Annotated in this window: 20 protein-coding genes; 9 read left to right on the forward strand and 11 right to left on the reverse strand. The window is 70.3% G+C overall.

The window, feature by feature from the left end; all coding sequences use genetic code 11:
• Positions 1–102: 102 nt before the first annotated feature.
• Complete coding sequence (locus tag IE173_RS12735) at positions 103–753, reverse strand: NAD(P)-dependent oxidoreductase (RefSeq protein WP_191283892.1); 651 nt, start codon at positions 751–753, stop codon at positions 103–105.
• Between the two features lie 97 nt (positions 754–850).
• Here IE173_RS12735 and IE173_RS12740 point away from each other — a divergent pair, with 97 nt between their 5' ends.
• A complete protein-coding gene (locus IE173_RS12740; RefSeq protein WP_191283893.1) occupies positions 851–1,216 on the forward strand; it encodes a winged helix-turn-helix transcriptional regulator in 366 nt (121 codons plus the stop codon).
• Positions 1,217–1,292: 76 nt separating this feature from the next.
• On the opposite strand, the gene IE173_RS12745 is transcribed toward IE173_RS12740, so the two are convergent.
• Together IE173_RS12745 and IE173_RS12750 are read right to left on the reverse strand one after the other, a co-directional pair.
• Positions 1,293–1,562, reverse strand: a complete 270-nt coding sequence (locus IE173_RS12745; protein ID WP_191283894.1) for a hypothetical protein — start codon at positions 1,560–1,562, stop codon at positions 1,293–1,295.
• Between the two features lie 429 nt (positions 1,563–1,991).
• The gene (locus IE173_RS12750; RefSeq protein ID WP_191283895.1) at positions 1,992–2,294 is read right to left on the reverse strand and encodes a DUF7882 family protein; all 303 of its coding nucleotides are present in this window, start codon (positions 2,292–2,294) and stop codon (positions 1,992–1,994) included.
• 49 nt (positions 2,295–2,343) lie between these two features.
• On the opposite strand from IE173_RS12750, the gene IE173_RS12755 reads away from it, so the two are divergent.
• Positions 2,344–2,613, forward strand: a complete 270-nt coding sequence (locus IE173_RS12755) for a hypothetical protein (RefSeq protein ID WP_191283896.1) — start codon at positions 2,344–2,346, stop codon at positions 2,611–2,613.
• 4 nt (positions 2,614–2,617) lie between these two features.
• Here IE173_RS12755 and IE173_RS12760 read toward each other — a convergent pair whose 3' ends face one another.
• A complete protein-coding gene (locus IE173_RS12760) occupies positions 2,618–3,400 on the reverse strand; it encodes an EAL domain-containing protein (RefSeq protein ID WP_229842097.1) in 783 nt (260 codons plus the stop codon).
• A 146-nt stretch (positions 3,401–3,546) separates the two neighbouring features.
• Between IE173_RS12760 and IE173_RS12765 the strand changes: the two genes are divergently transcribed.
• Positions 3,547–3,864 carry a DUF7882 family protein gene (locus IE173_RS12765; RefSeq protein ID WP_191283898.1) on the forward strand — a complete coding sequence of 106 codons (318 nt, stop codon included), beginning with the start codon at positions 3,547–3,549 and terminating at the stop codon, positions 3,862–3,864.
• Positions 3,865–3,927: 63 nt separating this feature from the next.
• A complete protein-coding gene (locus tag IE173_RS12770) occupies positions 3,928–4,251 on the forward strand; it encodes a hypothetical protein (RefSeq protein WP_191283899.1) in 324 nt (107 codons plus the stop codon).
• Here IE173_RS12770 and IE173_RS12775 read toward each other — a convergent pair.
• A complete protein-coding gene (locus tag IE173_RS12775; RefSeq protein WP_191283900.1) occupies positions 4,248–4,655 on the reverse strand; it encodes a DUF3052 domain-containing protein in 408 nt (135 codons plus the stop codon). The genes IE173_RS12770 and IE173_RS12775 overlap by 4 nt on opposite strands.
• Before the next feature lie 113 nt (positions 4,656–4,768).
• Between IE173_RS12775 and IE173_RS12780 the strand changes: the two genes are divergently transcribed.
• Genes IE173_RS12780 through IE173_RS12790 form a run of 3 tightly spaced genes read left to right on the forward strand, consistent with a single transcriptional unit; the run spans position 4,769 to position 8,715 of the window.
• Entirely contained in the window at positions 4,769–5,266 is a 498-nt protein-coding gene (locus tag IE173_RS12780) for an RNA polymerase sigma factor (RefSeq protein WP_191283901.1), read from the forward strand.
• Positions 5,259–6,167, forward strand: a complete 909-nt coding sequence (locus tag IE173_RS12785) for a hypothetical protein (protein WP_191283902.1) — start codon at positions 5,259–5,261, stop codon at positions 6,165–6,167. The genes IE173_RS12780 and IE173_RS12785 overlap by 8 nt, the downstream gene beginning before the upstream one ends.
• 4 nt (positions 6,168–6,171) lie before the next feature.
• Positions 6,172–8,715: a hypothetical protein gene (locus IE173_RS12790; RefSeq protein WP_191283903.1), complete on the forward strand. Its 2,544-nt coding sequence runs from the start codon at positions 6,172–6,174 to the stop codon at positions 8,713–8,715.
• Positions 8,716–8,725: 10 nt separating this feature from the next.
• Here IE173_RS12790 and IE173_RS12795 read toward each other — a convergent pair whose 3' ends face one another.
• Positions 8,726–9,505 (reverse strand): DNA-formamidopyrimidine glycosylase family protein, encoded by a 780-nt coding sequence (locus tag IE173_RS12795; RefSeq protein ID WP_191283904.1) that lies wholly within the window; start codon positions 9,503–9,505, stop codon positions 8,726–8,728.
• A gap of 84 nt (positions 9,506–9,589) precedes the next feature.
• Between IE173_RS12795 and IE173_RS12800 the strand changes: the two genes are divergently transcribed.
• A complete protein-coding gene (locus tag IE173_RS12800) occupies positions 9,590–9,928 on the forward strand; it encodes a PadR family transcriptional regulator (protein ID WP_191283905.1) in 339 nt (112 codons plus the stop codon).
• Positions 9,910–10,746, forward strand: coding sequence for a permease prefix domain 1-containing protein (locus IE173_RS12805; protein ID WP_191283906.1), 837 nt, complete (start codon positions 9,910–9,912; stop codon positions 10,744–10,746). The genes IE173_RS12800 and IE173_RS12805 overlap by 19 nt, the downstream gene beginning before the upstream one ends.
• Before the next feature lie 24 nt (positions 10,747–10,770).
• Here IE173_RS12805 and IE173_RS12810 read toward each other — a convergent pair whose 3' ends face one another.
• Genes IE173_RS12810 through IE173_RS12830 form a run of 5 tightly spaced genes read right to left on the reverse strand, consistent with a single transcriptional unit; the run spans position 10,771 to position 17,239 of the window.
• The gene (locus IE173_RS12810) at positions 10,771–11,316 is read right to left on the reverse strand and encodes a thermonuclease family protein (protein WP_191283907.1); all 546 of its coding nucleotides are present in this window, start codon (positions 11,314–11,316) and stop codon (positions 10,771–10,773) included.
• Positions 11,313–11,708, reverse strand: coding sequence for a type II toxin-antitoxin system VapC family toxin (locus IE173_RS12815; protein WP_191283908.1), 396 nt, complete (start codon positions 11,706–11,708; stop codon positions 11,313–11,315). The genes IE173_RS12810 and IE173_RS12815 overlap by 4 nt, the downstream gene beginning before the upstream one ends.
• Positions 11,705–11,956 (reverse strand): type II toxin-antitoxin system VapB family antitoxin, encoded by a 252-nt coding sequence (locus tag IE173_RS12820; protein ID WP_191283909.1) that lies wholly within the window; start codon positions 11,954–11,956, stop codon positions 11,705–11,707. Before IE173_RS12820 ends, IE173_RS12815 begins: the two co-directional genes overlap by 4 nt.
• A 30-nt stretch (positions 11,957–11,986) precedes the next feature.
• The gene (locus IE173_RS12825) at positions 11,987–16,570 is read right to left on the reverse strand and encodes an ATP-dependent helicase (protein WP_191283910.1); all 4,584 of its coding nucleotides are present in this window, start codon (positions 16,568–16,570) and stop codon (positions 11,987–11,989) included.
• A 42-nt stretch (positions 16,571–16,612) separates the two neighbouring features.
• Positions 16,613–17,239 (reverse strand): alpha/beta hydrolase, encoded by a 627-nt coding sequence (locus tag IE173_RS12830; RefSeq protein WP_191283911.1) that lies wholly within the window; start codon positions 17,237–17,239, stop codon positions 16,613–16,615.
• Positions 17,240–17,367: the final 128 nt, after the last annotated feature.

A 17,367-nucleotide genomic window follows, 5' to 3' on the forward strand; every position in this document is an offset into this window, starting at 1 on the left:
GCGCACCGGCTCTGCGCCCCCGGCGAGCCTACCGGGGGCGCAGAGCGCGACTGTGCTCTTCGACGGCTGGCGAGCCTACCGGGGGCGCAGAGGGGCGATGCGTCAGTACGCGGCGGTGAAGCGACGCCGGCGGTGTCCCGACTTCTCGATCTCGTCCACGATCGCCAGGGCGAGGTCGGCGCCCGCGATGGTGGAGACGCCGTCGGCATCCTTCAGCAGCACGTCGCCGCCGAGGCGGTAGGTGCCCTGCGACGGGGTGCCGAGCCACGAGCCGAAGTCGGCGGGCGGGCTCACGTAGAACCAGTCGAGGCTCTCCGGGGATGCCTTCAGGGTCGCGAGTGCGGCGATCCCGGTCTCGACCTCCGGCAGAACGTCGGCGGGGATGTGCTCCTTCGAGACGTCGAACAGGGTCGGGCCGCCCTCTTCGGTGTGCAGCGACGACGCGCCGCCGACGAAGCCGAAGCGGGTCGGCGTGCCGGCGAGACGCGCGATGAGCGTGTCGACCGCACCCTCGAGCTTGCCGGCCATGTCGCCCCGCGGGGAGATCGCCGAGATGACGACATCCCGACCCGGCAGAACCGCGTCGAGGGTCGCATCGTCGAGGGCCGATCCGACGACGTACTCGACGCCGTCGACGCGCGTCTCGGGTTCCGACCGGCTGACCGACGTGACCTCGTGCCCGCGCTTCGCCGCCTCCGCGACGATCGCAGCGCCCGCGTACCCGGTGCCGCCCAGAATCGTGATGCGTGCCATGTAGTGCTCCTTTACTCTCTTCCAGTAACTGGGTTACCATACGTCAGGTAAAGGGAGTGCGGAAGTAGGCACTTCGAGGTAAGGAAGGGACGTCGCGGTGAGCCTCAGACCCTGGGACCCCTATGAACAGGACTGCCCCTCGCGCCGCCTGCTCGACCGCATCGGCGATCGCTGGACGGTGCTCATCGTCGTCGCCCTCGACCCGGGCCCCCAGCGCTTCTCGGCGCTCGCCGCGCGCGTCGGCGGCATCTCGCAGAAGATGCTGACGCAGACGCTGAGGTCACTCGAGCGCGATGGGTTCGTCACCCGGACCCTCTACCCCGAGATCCCCCCGCGCGTCGAGTACGAGCTCACGACCCTCGGCCGGTCGCTGCTCGGGCCGTTGCGGGCGCTCGAAGAGTGGGCCGTCGAGAACATGTCCGAGGTCGTCGTGCATCAGGGCGAGTATCAGGCGACGCACTGACTGCGCTTAAACGGGAATGTCCCGGGACCGTGGGTCCCGGGACATCCGGTGCTGGGGCCGTGAGCGGCGAAGGCTCTCATCGCTGGGGCACCAGGGTGTGACGGGCGCGATCCCAGTCGAGTTCGCGCGCGTGGCGGGCTCGGGCCGTCTCGACGTGGCGCACGAGGTCTTCGCGCGACAGCGCATAGCTGCGGCGGCCGTAGGTGATGAGCAACAGGCCGAGGCGCAGCGCCAGCTTGTCGAGGGCGTTCGGCCGACGCGACGTGAGTCGCGGGGCCTCGGCCTCGACCCGCGGCTGCGGGCGTTCGGAGTGTTGCGGCGGATGGGTGGACAGTATCTGAGACAAGGTGGTTCCTCACAGGCGTGATCGATTGCCGCTCGTGGCGGCGCACTTCGGGGTTGCGACCACATCGCGCCTCGGATGGAGGCGGACGAGTCGTGAACGGGACGTTGATCCGCGAGCAGTCAGCAAAGACTGTGGATCAGGGCTTCATCAGCATCGCCACCGTTGAATCGGCGGCGGCTGCCCTGAGAAGAGGGGCCGGTTAGCCGAGACGACAGGTGAGGATGCCGACGAAGCCGGCGGTGCGGTCGGGGGTCATCCCCGTCTGTGCTGCGTTCATGATCAGCCGGCCTCCTTTCGTCTATCGGCGTTGCGCGGAACCGCGCGTCGCCAACCATAGCGGGGCGTCGCGACGACGATCAAGGGCCACGCCCGAGGATGCGGCCCGAACTCGGTATCGGATCGGTAACGACCGCCGCCGCGGGGCGACGGTCAGGGCGCCGGGGCCTTCTCGGGCTCGGGCACGATCCGCATGCCGGCCGTCGTGTTGGCTGACTCGATCAGCTCGTCGAGCCATTCGCGGTTGATCTCGTGGGTCTCGGAGCCGAAGTCGAAGCGCAGGGTGGATGCCGCATTGACCCAGACCGTCGAGCGTCCGCCCTTCGGCGCGTCGAGCGTCAGGGCGAAGCTCTCGTTGCGGCGCAGTTTCGCCAACACCACCAGCTCGACGTGCGCAAGCGTGCGGTCGTCGAGTTCGAATGTCGCCGGGGGCGAACCGTAGTGCAGCGATCCCATTGACGTCGATCCTATGTGTCGGCTTCGGCAGGCTGTGTAGCCTGACGAGGTGGCGATTGTGAACCGGCTGACGGTCGATGGGCGTGACTACTTCCTGCCTGAGCCGGTGACCGAACTGCGCGCGCAGATCCTCGCGGCGGTTCAGGCCGGCGGCGGCTACGTCAACATTCCGCCGTTGCGCGGCGGACCGGGGATCGACATCCTGTTCTCCCCCGGCACCGCGGTGGCCTGGTCGCAGATCGATGTCGGCGGCGACACCGATTCAGGCGAGCAGGATCCGGGCGCGCACCCGTCGAACGACGACCAGTACGGCATCTAGCCCGCTACGCCGCCCCGAGCAGCAGCGGTTCGACGTCCGCGACCGGCAGCGGCGGCGAGAAGAAGTAGCCCTGGGCGCGGTCGCATCCCCAGTGGATGACGCGCTCGAACTGCTCCTGCGTCTCGACCCCTTCGGCGACGACAACCGCGTTGCGCTCCCGGGCGATCGCGATGCAGGTTCCCACCAGGCCGTCGATCGACCGGCGCAGATCGTGCACGAGCGACTTGTCGATCTTCACCTCGGTGAGCGGCAGACGTCGCACGAGTTGCAGCGAGGCCGCGCCGGTGCCGAAGTCGTCGATCGAGACCCCCACGCCGCCGTCGATGAGCGTCTCGAGGGCGAAGACCTCGGCACGGGAGTACGAGATCGCCGGCGACTCGGTCACCTCGACCGTCAGCGATCGGTAGGGCAGATCGAGTTCGGCCAGACGGCGCAACAGCCGCTCGGCGAACTGGATGCTGAGTTCGCTCGGCGAGGTGTTGATCGACATCCCGACGTGTGCCCCGCGACGGTTCCAGTCGACGGCCTGCCGGCCCGATTCCTCGAGCATGAACCGGCCGACCGCAGAGATCAGGCCGTGGTGCTCGGCCACATCGATGAAGCGCGCCGGCAGCAGCAGGCCCTGCAGCGGGTGATTCCACCGGCAGAGCGCCTCGAGCGCGACGATTCGTCCGGTCGCCAGGTCGTACTGCGGCTGGTAGTAGGCGGTGAGCTCGCCCGCGACGAAGGCGTGGCGCAGTTGCCCCGCCAATTCGGCCTCGGCCGCAAGACGCGACCCGTCGCCCATGCTCACTCCTCCAGGCTCGCCCTCAGGCGAGATGGGGTCAACGCTGGGCGGGCGGTCCATCGCCGACGTATACTACGCGCGGCCCGACGGCGAACGGCGCCCCCGTGCGGGTGTCACTCCCGATTCGCTCGGGCTATCGTCGGGTCATGGGGACTCTGACCTACGACTCGAAGCTCGCGGTTTCACTCGATGATCGTGTGCTGGCCCACCTCCAGGTCGTCATCTGGTCGAAGCTCCGGCGCGGCGAGCACTTCTCGTTCACCTGGACCGAGCCGTCGCGCAGTGGGTTCGGCCGCACGTCGATCTGGCTGGCACCGTCGATCCCGCTGACCTTCGAGTACTTCGGTGGCCGGCAGCCCCGGCTCAACGCCCAGTGGGTGCAGGTGCTCACCAAGTCGGCCAATTCGCCCGGGGGTCTAGTGCTGACGCCCGAGCCGCCGGAGAAGGACGCCCCGACCGGGTAGCCCGCGCTCGCAGGCCTGTCAAGACCCCCCGGCCACGAGCGGGGTTCGCTTAGCGTCGGGATGGTGTCCCTTCACCAGCCCGCAACCGAGCGCCGGTCGACGGTCCGTTGGATCAGTCCCGAACCCGGCGTCTGGGTGGCGACCCGTCGAGGCGAGCACGCCGGCACCGTCGAACGGCGCAACGGCTCGTATCACGCGACGAACGGTCGCGGCCGGGAGCTCGGGTCGTTCGACGATCTCGACTCTGCGCTCAACGTCGTCGACGGCACCGAGAGCAGCTCCCGCGTTACGCGCCCGCGCGGAGTGGTGATGGTGGCGCTGTGGGTGATCATCGGCGGGTCGGCGCTCGGCGCCCTCCTGCTCGGTGTCGCGCTGTTCCGCGGCTAGCCCGCCGAACGGTTCTCTTTGCGCCAGACGATCTTGAGCGCCGACCAGTCGGTGTCGAGTGCCGCGACCTTCACGTCGACGAGCCCGCGCAGCAGCGCCGTGTCGCGCACCAGGTTCTCGTCGACGTCGCTCACGTGCCCCGCCGCCTTGCGCGGCCACGCGATCCACAGCGCCCCGGCCGGGAAGATCCGGCGCTCCTGTTGTTCGATCGTGCGGCGCACCTGCTCGGCCGTCCCGACGAAGGCGACCACGACATCCGCATCGCCGTCGCGCCGCTGCGCCGGGTCGGGGTCGACCTCGAAGGCCCAGTCGTGGGGGGCGCCGACGACGTCCCAGGTGACGCCCGGCTTCAGGCCGAGCTTCGTCGCCTGCGGAGTTCCGGAGTAGCCGGCCGACGCGTTCACAGGTCGAGTATGGCGCGCGGGCGGCAGGTGCGGGATGCTGAGCCGAAGTCTTCTTCCGGGGGTGCGTCAACCTGATGGGCCCTCGCCCGCGTCGAGGAACTGTGAGCGCTGCCGTGGCCGAGAGGATCCAGGTCGACCTGGATGCCTTCGTCACGCACGAGTACCCCAAGGTCGTCGCGGCGGTCGGGCTGATCACCGGCAACCGGCAGGATGCCGCCGACGCCGTGCAGGATGCGATCGTCGGCTTTCTCGCGAAGCCCCCGGCCCGCGAGATCACCAACGTCGCCGCCTGGATCACCGTCGTCGCCAGCAACCGGGCGCGTGACCTGCAGCGCTCCCGCGGAGCCGAGTCGCGCGCCTACGCGAAGGTCGGCACCGACGACGAGAGCTACGACTCGGCGCTCGCCGGGCTCGACATCGACGTGCTGAAGGCACTCGAAGAGCTGCCGCGGCAACAGAAAGAGGTGTGCGTGCTGCACTACCTCCTCGACCAATCGGTGGAACAGGTCGCCGAAGGTCTCGGAGTGAGCACCGGCACGATCAAGACCCAGCTGCACCGTGCCCGCAAGGCGCTCGCGGCGCGACTGAGGAAGGAGGATCACCATGGCTGAGTTCGACGGACTCGACAGCCGCCTGCGCGACGCGTTCGCGAAAGCGGCGGAGCAGGGTGACTCCACCGGGGTCGCCGACGCCATCCGTTCGCGGATCGCCGCCGGTGACCCCGGTACTTCCGTCGCGGGCGGGACTGCCCCCGGCTGGGGCGGCGGCGTGTTCGGCTGGCTGCCGTGGCTCGGCCTCGTCGTGCTCGCCGGCATCGGCGGCTCGGCACTCGGCGCGTCGGGGGTGATCGCGAGCGAGACACGCGAGGTCGTCGCCGGCTACACCGCGGTGCTCGATGACTCCGCCCCCGCGGCCTCGTGCCCCGGCGGGCCCGTCATCGGGGAACTCTTCGCCGGCGACCGCGTGCTCGCCGTCGCCCGGTCGGACGACAGCGCCTACCTCGGTGTGCGCGACCCCAACGACTTCGCCCGCACCCTGTGGTTCGACCGGGCCGTCGTCGTGATCGATGCGGGGCAGGCGGATGTCGACAGCCTCCCCGTCGAGGCGTGCCCCGTTGTGACCGTCGAGGTCGTGGCACCCACCCCCGAGCCGACGATCGGACCGATCCCGATCCCGGTGCCGGGACCCGCGCCGGTGCCCGGACCAAGCGACACAACCGCGCCGAAGATCAATACCGCCACGGGGACCCCGAACCCGTTGTACAACCTCAACCCATTGCTCCTTCGGGTGACAGCCGGCGACGGCGTCGGAGTCGTTGGAGTGAACGTTTCCTGGTCGGGTCAATTCACCGGTAGCTCCGAGATGAGCCTCGTGAAGTCGGAATGGCGGTACACGTTCACGCCGCCCGATCCCAATAGCGGTGACATCCACTTCACCTTCCGGGCGAGGGACGCGGCAGGCAACGTCAGCGCTCCCGTGACCATCACCATCGACCATCAGTACTTCGGGTGATCTCATGACCGTTCCCAAGTGGTTGATTCCCCTCCTCGCCGTGATCGCGGCGGTGGCGGTCGGTGTGGCGGCGACGCTGATCGGGCTGCGGTTCGCCCCGGTCGAGACGGTCACGGCATCACCGGTGACCGAGATCGTGCCCGTGCTCAGCCCGATCGCGGAAGGCGAGGATGCTCCGGCCGGCCCCGACGACGAGGGGGAGCCCGACGCGCCGGTCGTCGTGAGCGAGGCCGCCGCCGAGCGCGAGGTCACGGTGCCGGCAGCTCCGTCGGGCGACGAGGCCGTCGACCCGTCGCTGTCGTTCTACCTCGACGAGTTGATGGCGTGGCCCGACGCCCTGCTCGGGCTCATCAACTTCGGCGGCGACGAGCGTTCCGACGGCGACGACCCGTGCGCGCCGCGCGACGGGGAGCCTCCCGTCACCTGCCCCGACGGATTGCGCAGCACGATCCTCAGCGACACCGCGCTGCGCGACTTCGCCGCGGGCGGTCAGGCGTTCCCGCCGACGTATGAGGAGTACCTCGAGAACGGCAACCCGTACGGCGGGTCGCTCTGGTGCGACGGGCTCACCGCGGGTGAGGGCGAGGTGCCGTTCGGCATCCTGGCCACCGCACCGGGCACCTTCACGGTGCGCTACTGGCCCACCGAGAACCCCGGCGCCGAGCGCGAGACGGTCGTGACGACCACCGCCGAACAACTCGCCCTCTGGGAGGAGCAGGTCGCGCTGCCCGACGGCTGGCCGATCGTGCAGCAGTGCTTCGTGATCGACGGTATCGAGCCCGACACCGCGTACACCGCCGTCGTCACCGGCATCGACACGTTCCTACGGATCGCCCCCGCCCACACGGTGCGCTTCCACTCCGAGGGTGCCCCCGTGCATCCGGGGCTTCAGGTCAACCCCGTCGGCGACAACCTGCTCTTCGTGTCGGGGCTCTACCCGACCGACGAGACCCTCGACATCCGCGCCTACCTCGTGCCGGCCGACGCGGCCCCCGCCTGCACCGCCCCCGCGGGTGCGACGCAACTGACCCCGCTCACCACGGTCGATGTCGTCGCCGAGCGTGACGAGGTGAACGCCGTCAACGCCCTGCCCGACTTCCAGCGCAAGGCCGTGCGCACCTTCGTGATCCCCGAGGGCGCCACCGCGATCGTCTGCGGCCGCTGGTTCCCGGCGGGCGGAGCGCCCAGCTGGGAGTCGAGCCAGCCGAACTTCGAGTCGTCGGCCGTCGTGCAGGCCGCCGACCGCGTGCTGCCGAGCGTGTCGTTGTTCGACGTCGCGCGGTTCGACGACGCCGTGGAGAGCATGGACGTGCGGGTGGCCTCGGCCGAGGGCATCGAGTGCTGGAACTGGACCTGGACGCGTGAGCGCGACGGCGACCTGCCCGTCGAGCTCTGCGACGCATCGCTCTTCGCCGGCGGGGGAGTCGCATCCGACGGCGAGCACCTCTGGGCGCGCGGCTTCCGCGGCGACCTCACCGTCACCGTGACCACTCAGCTCGACACGGGCGAGACCTCGGAGACGAGCTACCTGCTGCCCGCGGCCGATGACGGATGCCGGGGGGTGTGCGAGCCGCCGGCCCGGCAGTGGTTCCGCGTCGCGCTCGAGGACGTCACGCAAGGCACCGGCCTGTGCGGCTCGTTCTTCGGGTCGGACTGCACGCCGCCGAGCCGCGAGGTCGCGGCGGGCACGGCGACGTTCTTCGTCGACTGGGAGCAGGGGCTCAGCAACGGCCGCACCGACTGGAACATCACCCCGACCGTCGACCTGCCGCGCGACTACGTGCAGCCCGACGTGCCCCAGCTCGACAACGACGAGTACTGGACCTTCACCGAGCCGAGCCTCAGCATCCCGTGGTCGGCCGCAACGCTCGATGTCGTCGTCGACCGCCCGGTCGACTACACGCTGCGGTTCCTCGGCGGTGGCGGGGTTGCGACCCGCTGCGACAACGGCAGCCTCGCCGAGGTCAGCGGTTCGAGCATCTCGGCTGGGGGGCGCGACACGATCCGGCTGCAGATGGGAGGCCTGTGCCTCGGCGCCCAGTACCTGGTGGAGGTGGAGCTCGTCGACGCCGAGGGTCGCCGCACCATCTGGGGTCTCGACCGCGCCGGATCCTGGTGGGGTGGCACCGCCCTCGTGATCGCACCCGCCCTACGCGCCGAGATCTTCTACGACGTTCTCGCTCAGCACTCCAGTCGCAGCTACCTGCGGGTGTTCGAGCTGGAGATCAACGGAGCGTCGACCGGCGCCGAAGAGACCCGCAGCGGTCGCTGCCTCGACGACGGCCTCATCTTCAGCTCGGGAAGCTACGAGCGCGACCTCTACAACGTCAACAGCGTGACCCTGTCGATCCTCGTCGGCGAGGCGACCCGCTGGGGCGATGCGGAGGCGTGGGGAGCGGACTGCCTGAGCGTGCCGACCGACGACGCCGCGCGCACCGCGACCGCCGACGTGGACCTGCACCAGTTGTTCTCGCCGGAGGGCGTCGTGGTGAGTGTTCCCGAGCTCTACAGCGCGACGGTCACCCTGCGCGCCCGCCTGCTCGACTGACCCCGCCCGGTCAGGTCTGACAGCGCGGGCACCAGGTGACGACCCGCTCCTGACCTTCGAGATGGCCGAGTTCACCGCCGAGCAGCCGTGTGCCGCAGCGCCGGCACGGTCGACCGCGGCGGCCGTAGACCCAGGTGGTGCTGCCGGCGCGCAGGTTGCCCGTCGTGGAGCGGATCCAGCGGTCCTTGTTGGCCTGCAGCATCCGTTTGGCGAGATCGACCACGCCGAGCAGGTCGCGGGTCTCGCCGACGGCACGCGTCGGCAGCACGCCGCGCAGGAAGCAGATCTCGTTCGCGTACACGTTGCCGACGCCCGCGAGGTTGCGCTGGTCGAGCAGGGCGACGTAGATCGGCGCTTCGGGGCGTTCCGCCAGCCGGCGCACCGCCTCGGCGGCATCCCAGTCGGGTCCGAGCAGATCGGGGCCCAGGTAGCCCACGACATCCTCTTCGTCTGCCGTTCGGATCACCTCGAGCAGACCGAGCTCGAACCCCACCGCCTGCACGCCCGGTGCGTCGAGCACGACGCGGGCGAGGTGGGCCGGTCGCGCCCACTTCTCGCCCGGGGCGTACACCCGCCACGCGCCCTCCATCTTCAGATGCGAATGGATGCTGAACTCGCCGACCCGATGGAACAGGTGCTTGCCGCGGGCCACCACGTCGTGCACCGTCTCGCCGGCCAGGTCGACCGTCGCGTACCTCGGCACCCGGAAGTCGGTCCTCTGCAGCACCCGCCCCGCGAGGGCTGCGTGCTGTTCCTTCGCGGTCTTCCAGACGGTGTCGCCCTCGGGCATGCGGCCTCCCTTGTCTTGAGGCTACGCGGAGCCGCAGACTGACGGCCTTGACGCCTAACGATGCGAGGCATAGTATTCCGAGGTATGACGACGCAAGCGCTCAAAGGGCACCTCGACCTTCTCGTGCTCGCCGTCCTCGCGCGTGGACCTCGGCACGGTTACGCCATCATCGAGGGCCTGCGCGAAGCCAGCGACGAGGTGTTCGATCTGGCCGAAGGCACGGTCTACCCCGTGCTGCACCGCCTCGAGCGGGATGGGGCGCTCGCGAGCGAGTGGACCGAGGCGAACGGGCGCCGCCGACGGCAGTACCGCATCACCACGGCGGGCATCGCTCGCCTCGAACGAGAACAGGCGAGCTGGCGGCAGTTCTCCAGCGCAGTCGCGGCGGTTCTGGGAATCCGGTCATGGCCCAGCCCGGCCTGATCGGCGAGTACCTCGGCATCGTCGAGGGTCAGCTCGCTCACCGGCCCGACGTTCGCGAGATCCTCGACGAGATGGCCGACCACCTCTTCGAGTCGGTGGAACGCGCGCAGGCCGGAGGCATGACCCGGCTCGCGGCCGAACGTTCCGCGCTCGACCGATTCGGCGATCCCCGCCTCACGGCAACCCTCCTGGCATCCGTTCCGACGAAAGGATTCGACATGAAGGCAACACTCGCCACGGTCACCGGCGCGCTCGCCGCGCTGGCCTGGGTCGGCGCGATGGCGACATTCGCGCAAGGCTTCTCCGAGACGATGATCACCCAGACGCAGCTCGGGTACCTCTTCGCCGCCGGGTTCCTCGGCCTCGCCGTCGGTCTCACCGGCGCCAACATGGTCATCATGAACATCACGATCGCCGGGGGCCTCGATCGGCTGGGTGCGATCAACTTGTTCGCAGCCATCGTGGCCACGCTGTTCGCCGCGGTGATGCCCTGGGTCGTCGTCGTGTGGGGGCCCGCCCTGGCGGTCTGTCTCGCGATCACCATCGCCCGAACCGGGAGAGACCCGCTCACCGGAGGAATCGTTGCGGTCACCCTGTTCGGCGTCGCCCCGGTGTTGCTGTGCCTCGTGGCGGTCGCTTTCCTCTTCTACGAGGGGAGTGGCTTGACCGCCGGCGAAGCGGCGCGAGAGCGTGCGGACCTCGTCGAACTCGTCGCCTTCCAGGTCATCGCGGCCGTCATCGTGCTCGGCATGAGCGTGCTCACGCGCCGGCGGGCCAGAAGCAGCGGCGCGTCGCCGGCGACGGTCGCCGCCGCCTGACGATCCGGGTCTCGGCAGGGGGGTTCAGCAAGAGCCCCACATGCCGAGACTCGCGTCGGCGGCCGCGTGCTCTGCGGCGAGCAGCTCGCCGAAGTGCAGGTCGTTCGGGGCGACGCGGATCGCTTCGGCGAACCCGCCCTCGACGAGAGCCAGGTTGATGAACGTGCCGTCGTCGTTCCACAGGTAGAGCAGCAGCCGGTCGTAGTCGTCGAACGGGTCGACGTCCGCGTCGACGCGCAGCGTGCTGCCGACCGGGGCGAGGCGCAGCAGCTCGGCCTCGGCTTCGTCGCCGAAGCACTCGTACACCGGGTAGACCTCGGGGGTGTCGATGCCGACGAGCCGCACGTTCTCGACCGCGCCGGTGTCGTCGCGCAGCCGCAGGGTGTCGCCGTCGGTGATGTCGACGACGGTCATCTCCTGGGCGTCTGACGGTACCGGGATGCCGTTGTCGACCGCCGGGATGCCGGGGTCGGCATCCGGGGTGGCGGCCGGCTGTTGCTGGGTGGCGACGATCCAGACCGCGAGGGCGACGAGGGCGATCACGACCAGGAGGACGATGACGCGCTTCATTCGAGGGCGCTTCGGATGTCGGTGTGCCCGAAGTCGTCGCCCTTGTAGAGGAGTGGCTCACCGGTCGCTTTCGCAAGCGCGTAGGAGAAGCAGTCGCCGAAGTTGAGTCTTGCCGCGTGCCCGCTTCCACGGCCGTAGCGCCGATGAGCCGTGCGAGCGAGATGGGCGTGTTCGGCGGTCACGGCTTCGACTTCGATCGCGCTCCCGTCCAGGAGGGCGTCAAGACGCTCATGGGTGCCGGGCGGCAGAGACCGGTCGATGACAATCGACGTCTCGACCAAGGTCGCCGCTGAGATGCGGGTGACGGCGGAGCCGGCGACCAGAGTCGCGAACGCGTCGGCCTCCGGTTCGTCGTTGATGATGGCCATGATCGCCGAGGTGTCGATGATCACTTGGGCAGGCCCGTCTCCTCGTCGTAGAGCTCGTTGGGATCCATGAACCCTTCGGGCGCGAGGTCTCTGATCTCCTTCGCGAGCCGCAGGATGCGCTCCGCCTTGCGTTCCACGCCCGCCTCGCGTCGCAGCTCCGCGATGCGGCGCTCGACGGCCTCGGTCACGGCATCCGTCTGGCTCACCCCCCGCAGGGTAGCCAGCTCGCGAACGAGCGCGTGCGTGCGCTCGTTCTTGATGTTCAGACTCACGGCGGGATTCTACCGTGGAGGGGTAGCTTTCTACCCTCGGAGCCTGAGGCCTTGCGGGGTGGGCGCGAAGCCGGCGGCGACCAGGGCGTTGCCGAACGGCGTGCCGAGCGAGAACTCGCCGTCGATCTTCTCGACCCGCAGGCGCCCGCCCGCGCGTCGCACGGTCGCCGCGAGCGATTCGGCGGCCGCGGTGAGTCGCTGTTCGTCGGCGGTGAAGGTGAGCACCGTCTTGCCGCCGCGTTCGACGTAGATCTCGAGGGCGCCGTCCACCAGCACCACGAGTGCGCCCGCCTTGCGTCCGGGGCGGTGGCCCTCGACCGTCGGCCAGCCGAGGGCTGCGCCGTACGGGTTCGCCGGGTCGGTGGCGGTGAGGGTCACGGCGACCGGGGCGGCGCCCTCTTCGGGGTCGGCGGCGAAGGTGCGCAGCCGGTCGACGGTGGCGGGGGTGGCGAACTGCGCCGCCCCGAGCCCCTCGATGAAGTAGCCGCGCCGGGTGCGGCCGGTCTCTTCGAGCCCGGCGAGCACCTTGTAGGCGAGCGCGAAACCGCCGGCGATCCCCTCGGAGACGACGGCCCCGCGGGTGACGACGCCGTGCCGTTCGAGCAGGGTCTCGGCGAGAGCGGCGGAACGGATGGTGGGGTTCGGCTCCGGTGGCGGAAGCAGCGACCAGCGGCCCGCGACGGTCGGCGGCGCGGACAGCGCGAGCGCCGAGAACACGCGCGCGGGAGCACGGCGAGCCCGGCTGCGCGGCGTCGCGCGCGGGCGAGTGGTCGTCGCGCCGAGGCGCGCCCGCAGCGGGGCGAGGGTGTCGTTGCCGACGAGGCCCGCCCACACCAGATCCCACAGCGCCGCCGCGAGGTCCTTGTCGTCGACCGGCTCGGTGAGGCTCACGGCCGTCGACAGCTGTCGGAAGAAGAACGCACCGCCGCCGGCGAGGGCGTCGATCACCCGGCCGTGCAGGTCGCCTTGCTCCGTCAGGTTCGGCTCGAACAGCGTGAGCGGGGCGGCATCCGCGAGATGCAGGGCGACCCAGCCGTCGCCGCCGGCCAGCTCGCCCCGCCCCGACCACAGCACCTCACCGGATGTCGTCAGCTCGTCGAGCATCGCGGGGGTGTAGTCGCGTACCCGGCTCGGCAGCACCATGCTCTCCCAGGTGCTCGCCGGCAGGGCCACGCCCGACAGCTGGTCGATCGCGGCGACGAGCCCGTCGATGCCGCGCAGGTCGCCGAAGCGATGCCAGGTGGGCAGGAACCGGCCGAGCGCGCGCTGCGGCACCGGCTCGACTTCGGAGCGCAGGGCGGCGAGACTCCGGCGGCGCAGGCGGCGCAGGATCTCGGCATCCACCCACTCCACCCCGGTCGCGCCGGGCCGGAACTCGCCCTCGACCACCCGGCGGTCGGCGGCGAACCGCCGCAGCACGTCGGTGACGACGGCGACGCCGAGCCCGAGGCGGTCGGCGGCGTCCTGCGCGGTGAACGGCCCGTGGGTGCGCACGTACCGCGACACCAGGTCACCCACGGGATCGTCGACCGGGTCGAGGAACGCCGTCGGCACCCCGATCGGCAGCGGCACCCCCAACGCGTCGCGCAACCTGCTGGCATCCTCGACGACCGCCCAGCGCTGTTCGCCCGCGATCGTCGCGCGAATCACCCGGTTGCTGCGCGCAAGTTCGTCGAGCAGCTCGCCGGGTCTCGACACGCGATCCTGCGGATCGCTACTCGACCACCGAAGGGCGAGCTCCTCGGTCGACAACGGGCCGAGGATCCTCAACAGGTCGACGAGGCCCTCGGGATCCTTGGCGTGGCGGTCGGGGGCGAGGCGCTGGAGTTCGAGTTCGGTCTGCTCGATCACCTTCGGGTCGAGCAGTTCCCGTAGCTCCGCGCGACCGAGTAGTTCGGCGAGCAGGGTCGGGTCGAGCGACAGGGCGGCGGCGCGGCGTTCGGCGAGCGGCGAATCGCCTTCGTACATGAACGCGGCGACGTAGCCGAACAGCAGGGTGCGCGCGAACGGCGAGGGGGATGTCGTCTCGACTTCGACCATGCGCACGGCGCGGTTCTGGATGTCCCTCGTCAGCTCCGCGAGGGCGGGCAGGTCGTAGACATCCTGAAGCACCTCGCGCACCGTCTCGAGGATGATCGGGAACGACGGGTACTTGCGGGCGACATCCAGCAGCTGGGCGCTGCGTTGGCGTTGCTGCCAGAGCGGGTTGCGGCGGCCCGGGTTGTAGCGCGGCAGCAGCAGGGCGCGCGCCGCGTTCTCACGGAAGCGCGACGCGAACAGCGCCGATCCGCCGACCTCGAGCGTGACCAGCTCTTCGAGCTCGTCCTTCTCGAACAGGAACAGGTCGGCCCCGGGCGGGTCGGCATCCGTCTCGGGCAGCCGCACGACGATGCCGTCGTCGCCGGCCATCGCCGAGCCCTCGACGCCGAGGCGCTCGCGGATGCGCGCCGAGATCGCGAGCGCCCACGGGGCGTGCACCGGCATCCCGTAGGGCGAGTGCAGCACGACGCGCCAGTCGCCGAGCTCGTCGCGGAACCGTTCGACGAGCAGGGTCGTGTCGGTCGGCACCGCACCGGTCGCCTGCTTCTGCTCTTCGACGAATCGGAGGAGGTTCTGCACGGCCCACTCGTCGAGGCCACTGTCGCGCAGGCGGCCTTCGATGCCCTTCGGTTTCGCCGCGAGGTCTTTCGTGAAGGCCCCGATCGCCTTGCCGAGTTCGGCGGGGCGCCCGAGCCCGTCGCCCTTCCAGAACGGCACCCGCCCGGGCTGTCCGAACGCCGGGGTCACCAGCACCCGGTCGGAGGTGATCTCTTCGATGCGCCAGCTCGTCGCGCCGAGGGCGACGACATCCCCCACCCGCGACTCGTAGACCATCTCCTCGTCGAGTTCGCCGACCCGTCGGGCGCCGTCTTCGGTGCCGACGATGAAGACGCCGAACATGCCGCGGTCGGGGATCGTGCCGCCGCTCGTCACCGCGAGACGCTGCGCCCCGGGCCGCCCGGCGATCGTGCCGGCCACCCGATCCCAGACGATGCGTGGGCGCAGTTCGGCGAACTCGTCACTCGGGTAGCGCCCGGCGAGCAGGTCGAGCGTCGCCTCGTACGCGCTGCGGGGGAGCGTGGCGAAGGGGGCCGACCGCCGCACCGTCTCGAACCACTCCTCCACCTCGAGGGGGTCGAGGGCGACCGCCGCGACCGTCTGCTGGGCGAGGATGTCGAGCGGATTCTGCGGAACCGCGATCGCCTCGATGAGCCCGGTGCGCATCCGCTCGCTTACCACCGTCGTGCCGAGCAGGTCGGCGCGGTGCTTCGGGAACAGCACGCCCTTGCTGATCTCGCCCACCTGGTGCCCGGCCCGGCCGACACGCTGCAACCCGCTCGCGACGGAGGGCGGGGTCTCAACCTGGATGACGAGGTCGACGGCACCCATATCGATGCCGAGTTCGAGCGACGACGTCGCCACGACGCAGCGCAGCCGGCCCGACTTCAGCGCATCCTCGATCTCGGCGCGCTGCTCCTTACTCACACTCCCGTGGTGCGCGCGGGCGAGCAACGGCTCGGCGCCCGACGCCGCGCCGGACTGCCCCATGACCTGCGCGGGCACCCCTTTCGCTGGTCGAGTAGCCGCCGAAGGCGGCGTGTCGAGACCCCCACCCCCAGCCGGCACCAGCATCTCGGCGTAGATCTCGTTCATGGATGCCGTGATGCGTTCCGCGAGGCGTCGCGAGTTGACGAACACGATCGTCGACCGGTGGGCGAGCACCTGTTCGACGACGGCCTGGTCGACGTGCGGCCAGATCGATCCGGCCGACTGCAGCCCGGTCTCTTCGGGTTCGCCGGGGCCGGGAGCCACGGCGTCGGTGGTTCTCACGCCCAGCTCGGTCATGTCTTCCACCGGCACGATGACGCGCAGGTCGAACGTCTTCGCCGCCGGCGGCTGCACGATCGTGACGGGCGCCATCCCGCCGAGGAACCGCGCCACCTCTTCAATGGGCCGCACCGTCGCGCTCAACCCGATGCGTTGTGCAGGCTTCTCGAGCAGGGCATCCAGTCGTTCCAGCGTCACCGCGAGATGCGCGCCGCGTTTCGATGCCGCCACCGCGTGGATCTCGTCGACGATCACCGTCTCGACCCCGGCGAGGGTCTCACGGGCGGCGCTCGTGAGCATCAGGTACAACGACTCGGGTGTCGTGATGAGGATGTCGGGGGGCTCGCGCTGCAGCAGGCGTCGGTCGGCGGATGTGGTGTCACCCGACCGCACCCCGACGCTCACGGGAGGCACCTCCTGCCCGAGCCGCCGGCCGGTCGCCGAGATGCCGACGAGCGGGCTGCGCAGGTTGCGCTCGACATCCACGCCGAGGGCCTTCAGCGGCGAGATGTACAGCACCCGCGTGCGGCGCTTCGGGTCGACGGGCTTCGGGGTCGCGGCGAGCCGATCGAGCGACCAGAGGAAGGCGCTGAGCGTCTTCCCGGATCCGGTCGGGGCGACGACGAGCGCGTGCCGGCCCGACGCGATCGCCTCCCACGCGCCCTCCTGCGCCGGCGTCGGCTCGGGGAACGCGCCCGCGAACCACTCCCGCGTGGCGGGGGTGAAGCGCTCGAGCGCGGCGTGCATCCTCACATCCTCGTCGGAACCGCCGTCAACCGCCCGGGCCGGTCAGCCGAACTCGACGTCGAGGAACGCGACGACGTCGTGCAGCATCGCGTCGGAGACGGCGTGCCCGAGACCCTCGTAGATGCGCTCGGTGAGACGCGAGTGTTCCGGCAGCCAGTCGGCGGTGTCGGCGAACCGCCACGCCGGAATGACGTCGTCGGCGGTGCCCCGACCGGAGAACACCGGGGGGCGGCGGGCAGCCATCGCCTCGTCGCCCGGGTCGTCCTCGGGGTGACGCGCGCTCGCGAGCATCACGAGTGCATCGGCCACTCCGGGGTGACGGCGCAGCACCTGAAGTCCGACGCATCCGCCCTGCGAGAAACCGAGGATGCCGACCCGCGACGCCTTGCCCGAGATCCCCTCGATCCACTCGGCGACGTCGTCGGCGGCCCGGTCGACGTCGGCGCGCTCGATCCCGTCCTCGAGCGGGAACCAGGAGTAGCCGATCCCCATCGGGTGCGGCAGGGGGGCCCGCAGCGACGCGATCACGAAGTTCAACGGAAGGTAGGGCGCGAGCTGGAAGAGGTCGCCCTCGTGGCTGCCGTAGCCGTGCAACAGGATCAGGTGCGGCCGCCCTGCCCGTTCCCGATCCGGGCTGCTCCACATCACGTGTTCCGAGTCGATCGGCATCCGTTTCTCCTATGTCAAGCTGCGGCCGCGAGGGGGGCGGTCGCGGAGGCTTGGTCGGTGGTCAGGTGGTTGTAGACGATGCGGGCGAGGCGTCGTTTGAGGCAGCGCAATGCTTCGGCTGTGGACAT

The organism is Pseudolysinimonas yzui (genome assembly GCF_014653215.1).
Classification (GTDB): domain Bacteria; phylum Actinomycetota; class Actinomycetes; order Actinomycetales; family Microbacteriaceae; genus Pseudolysinimonas_A; species Pseudolysinimonas_A yzui.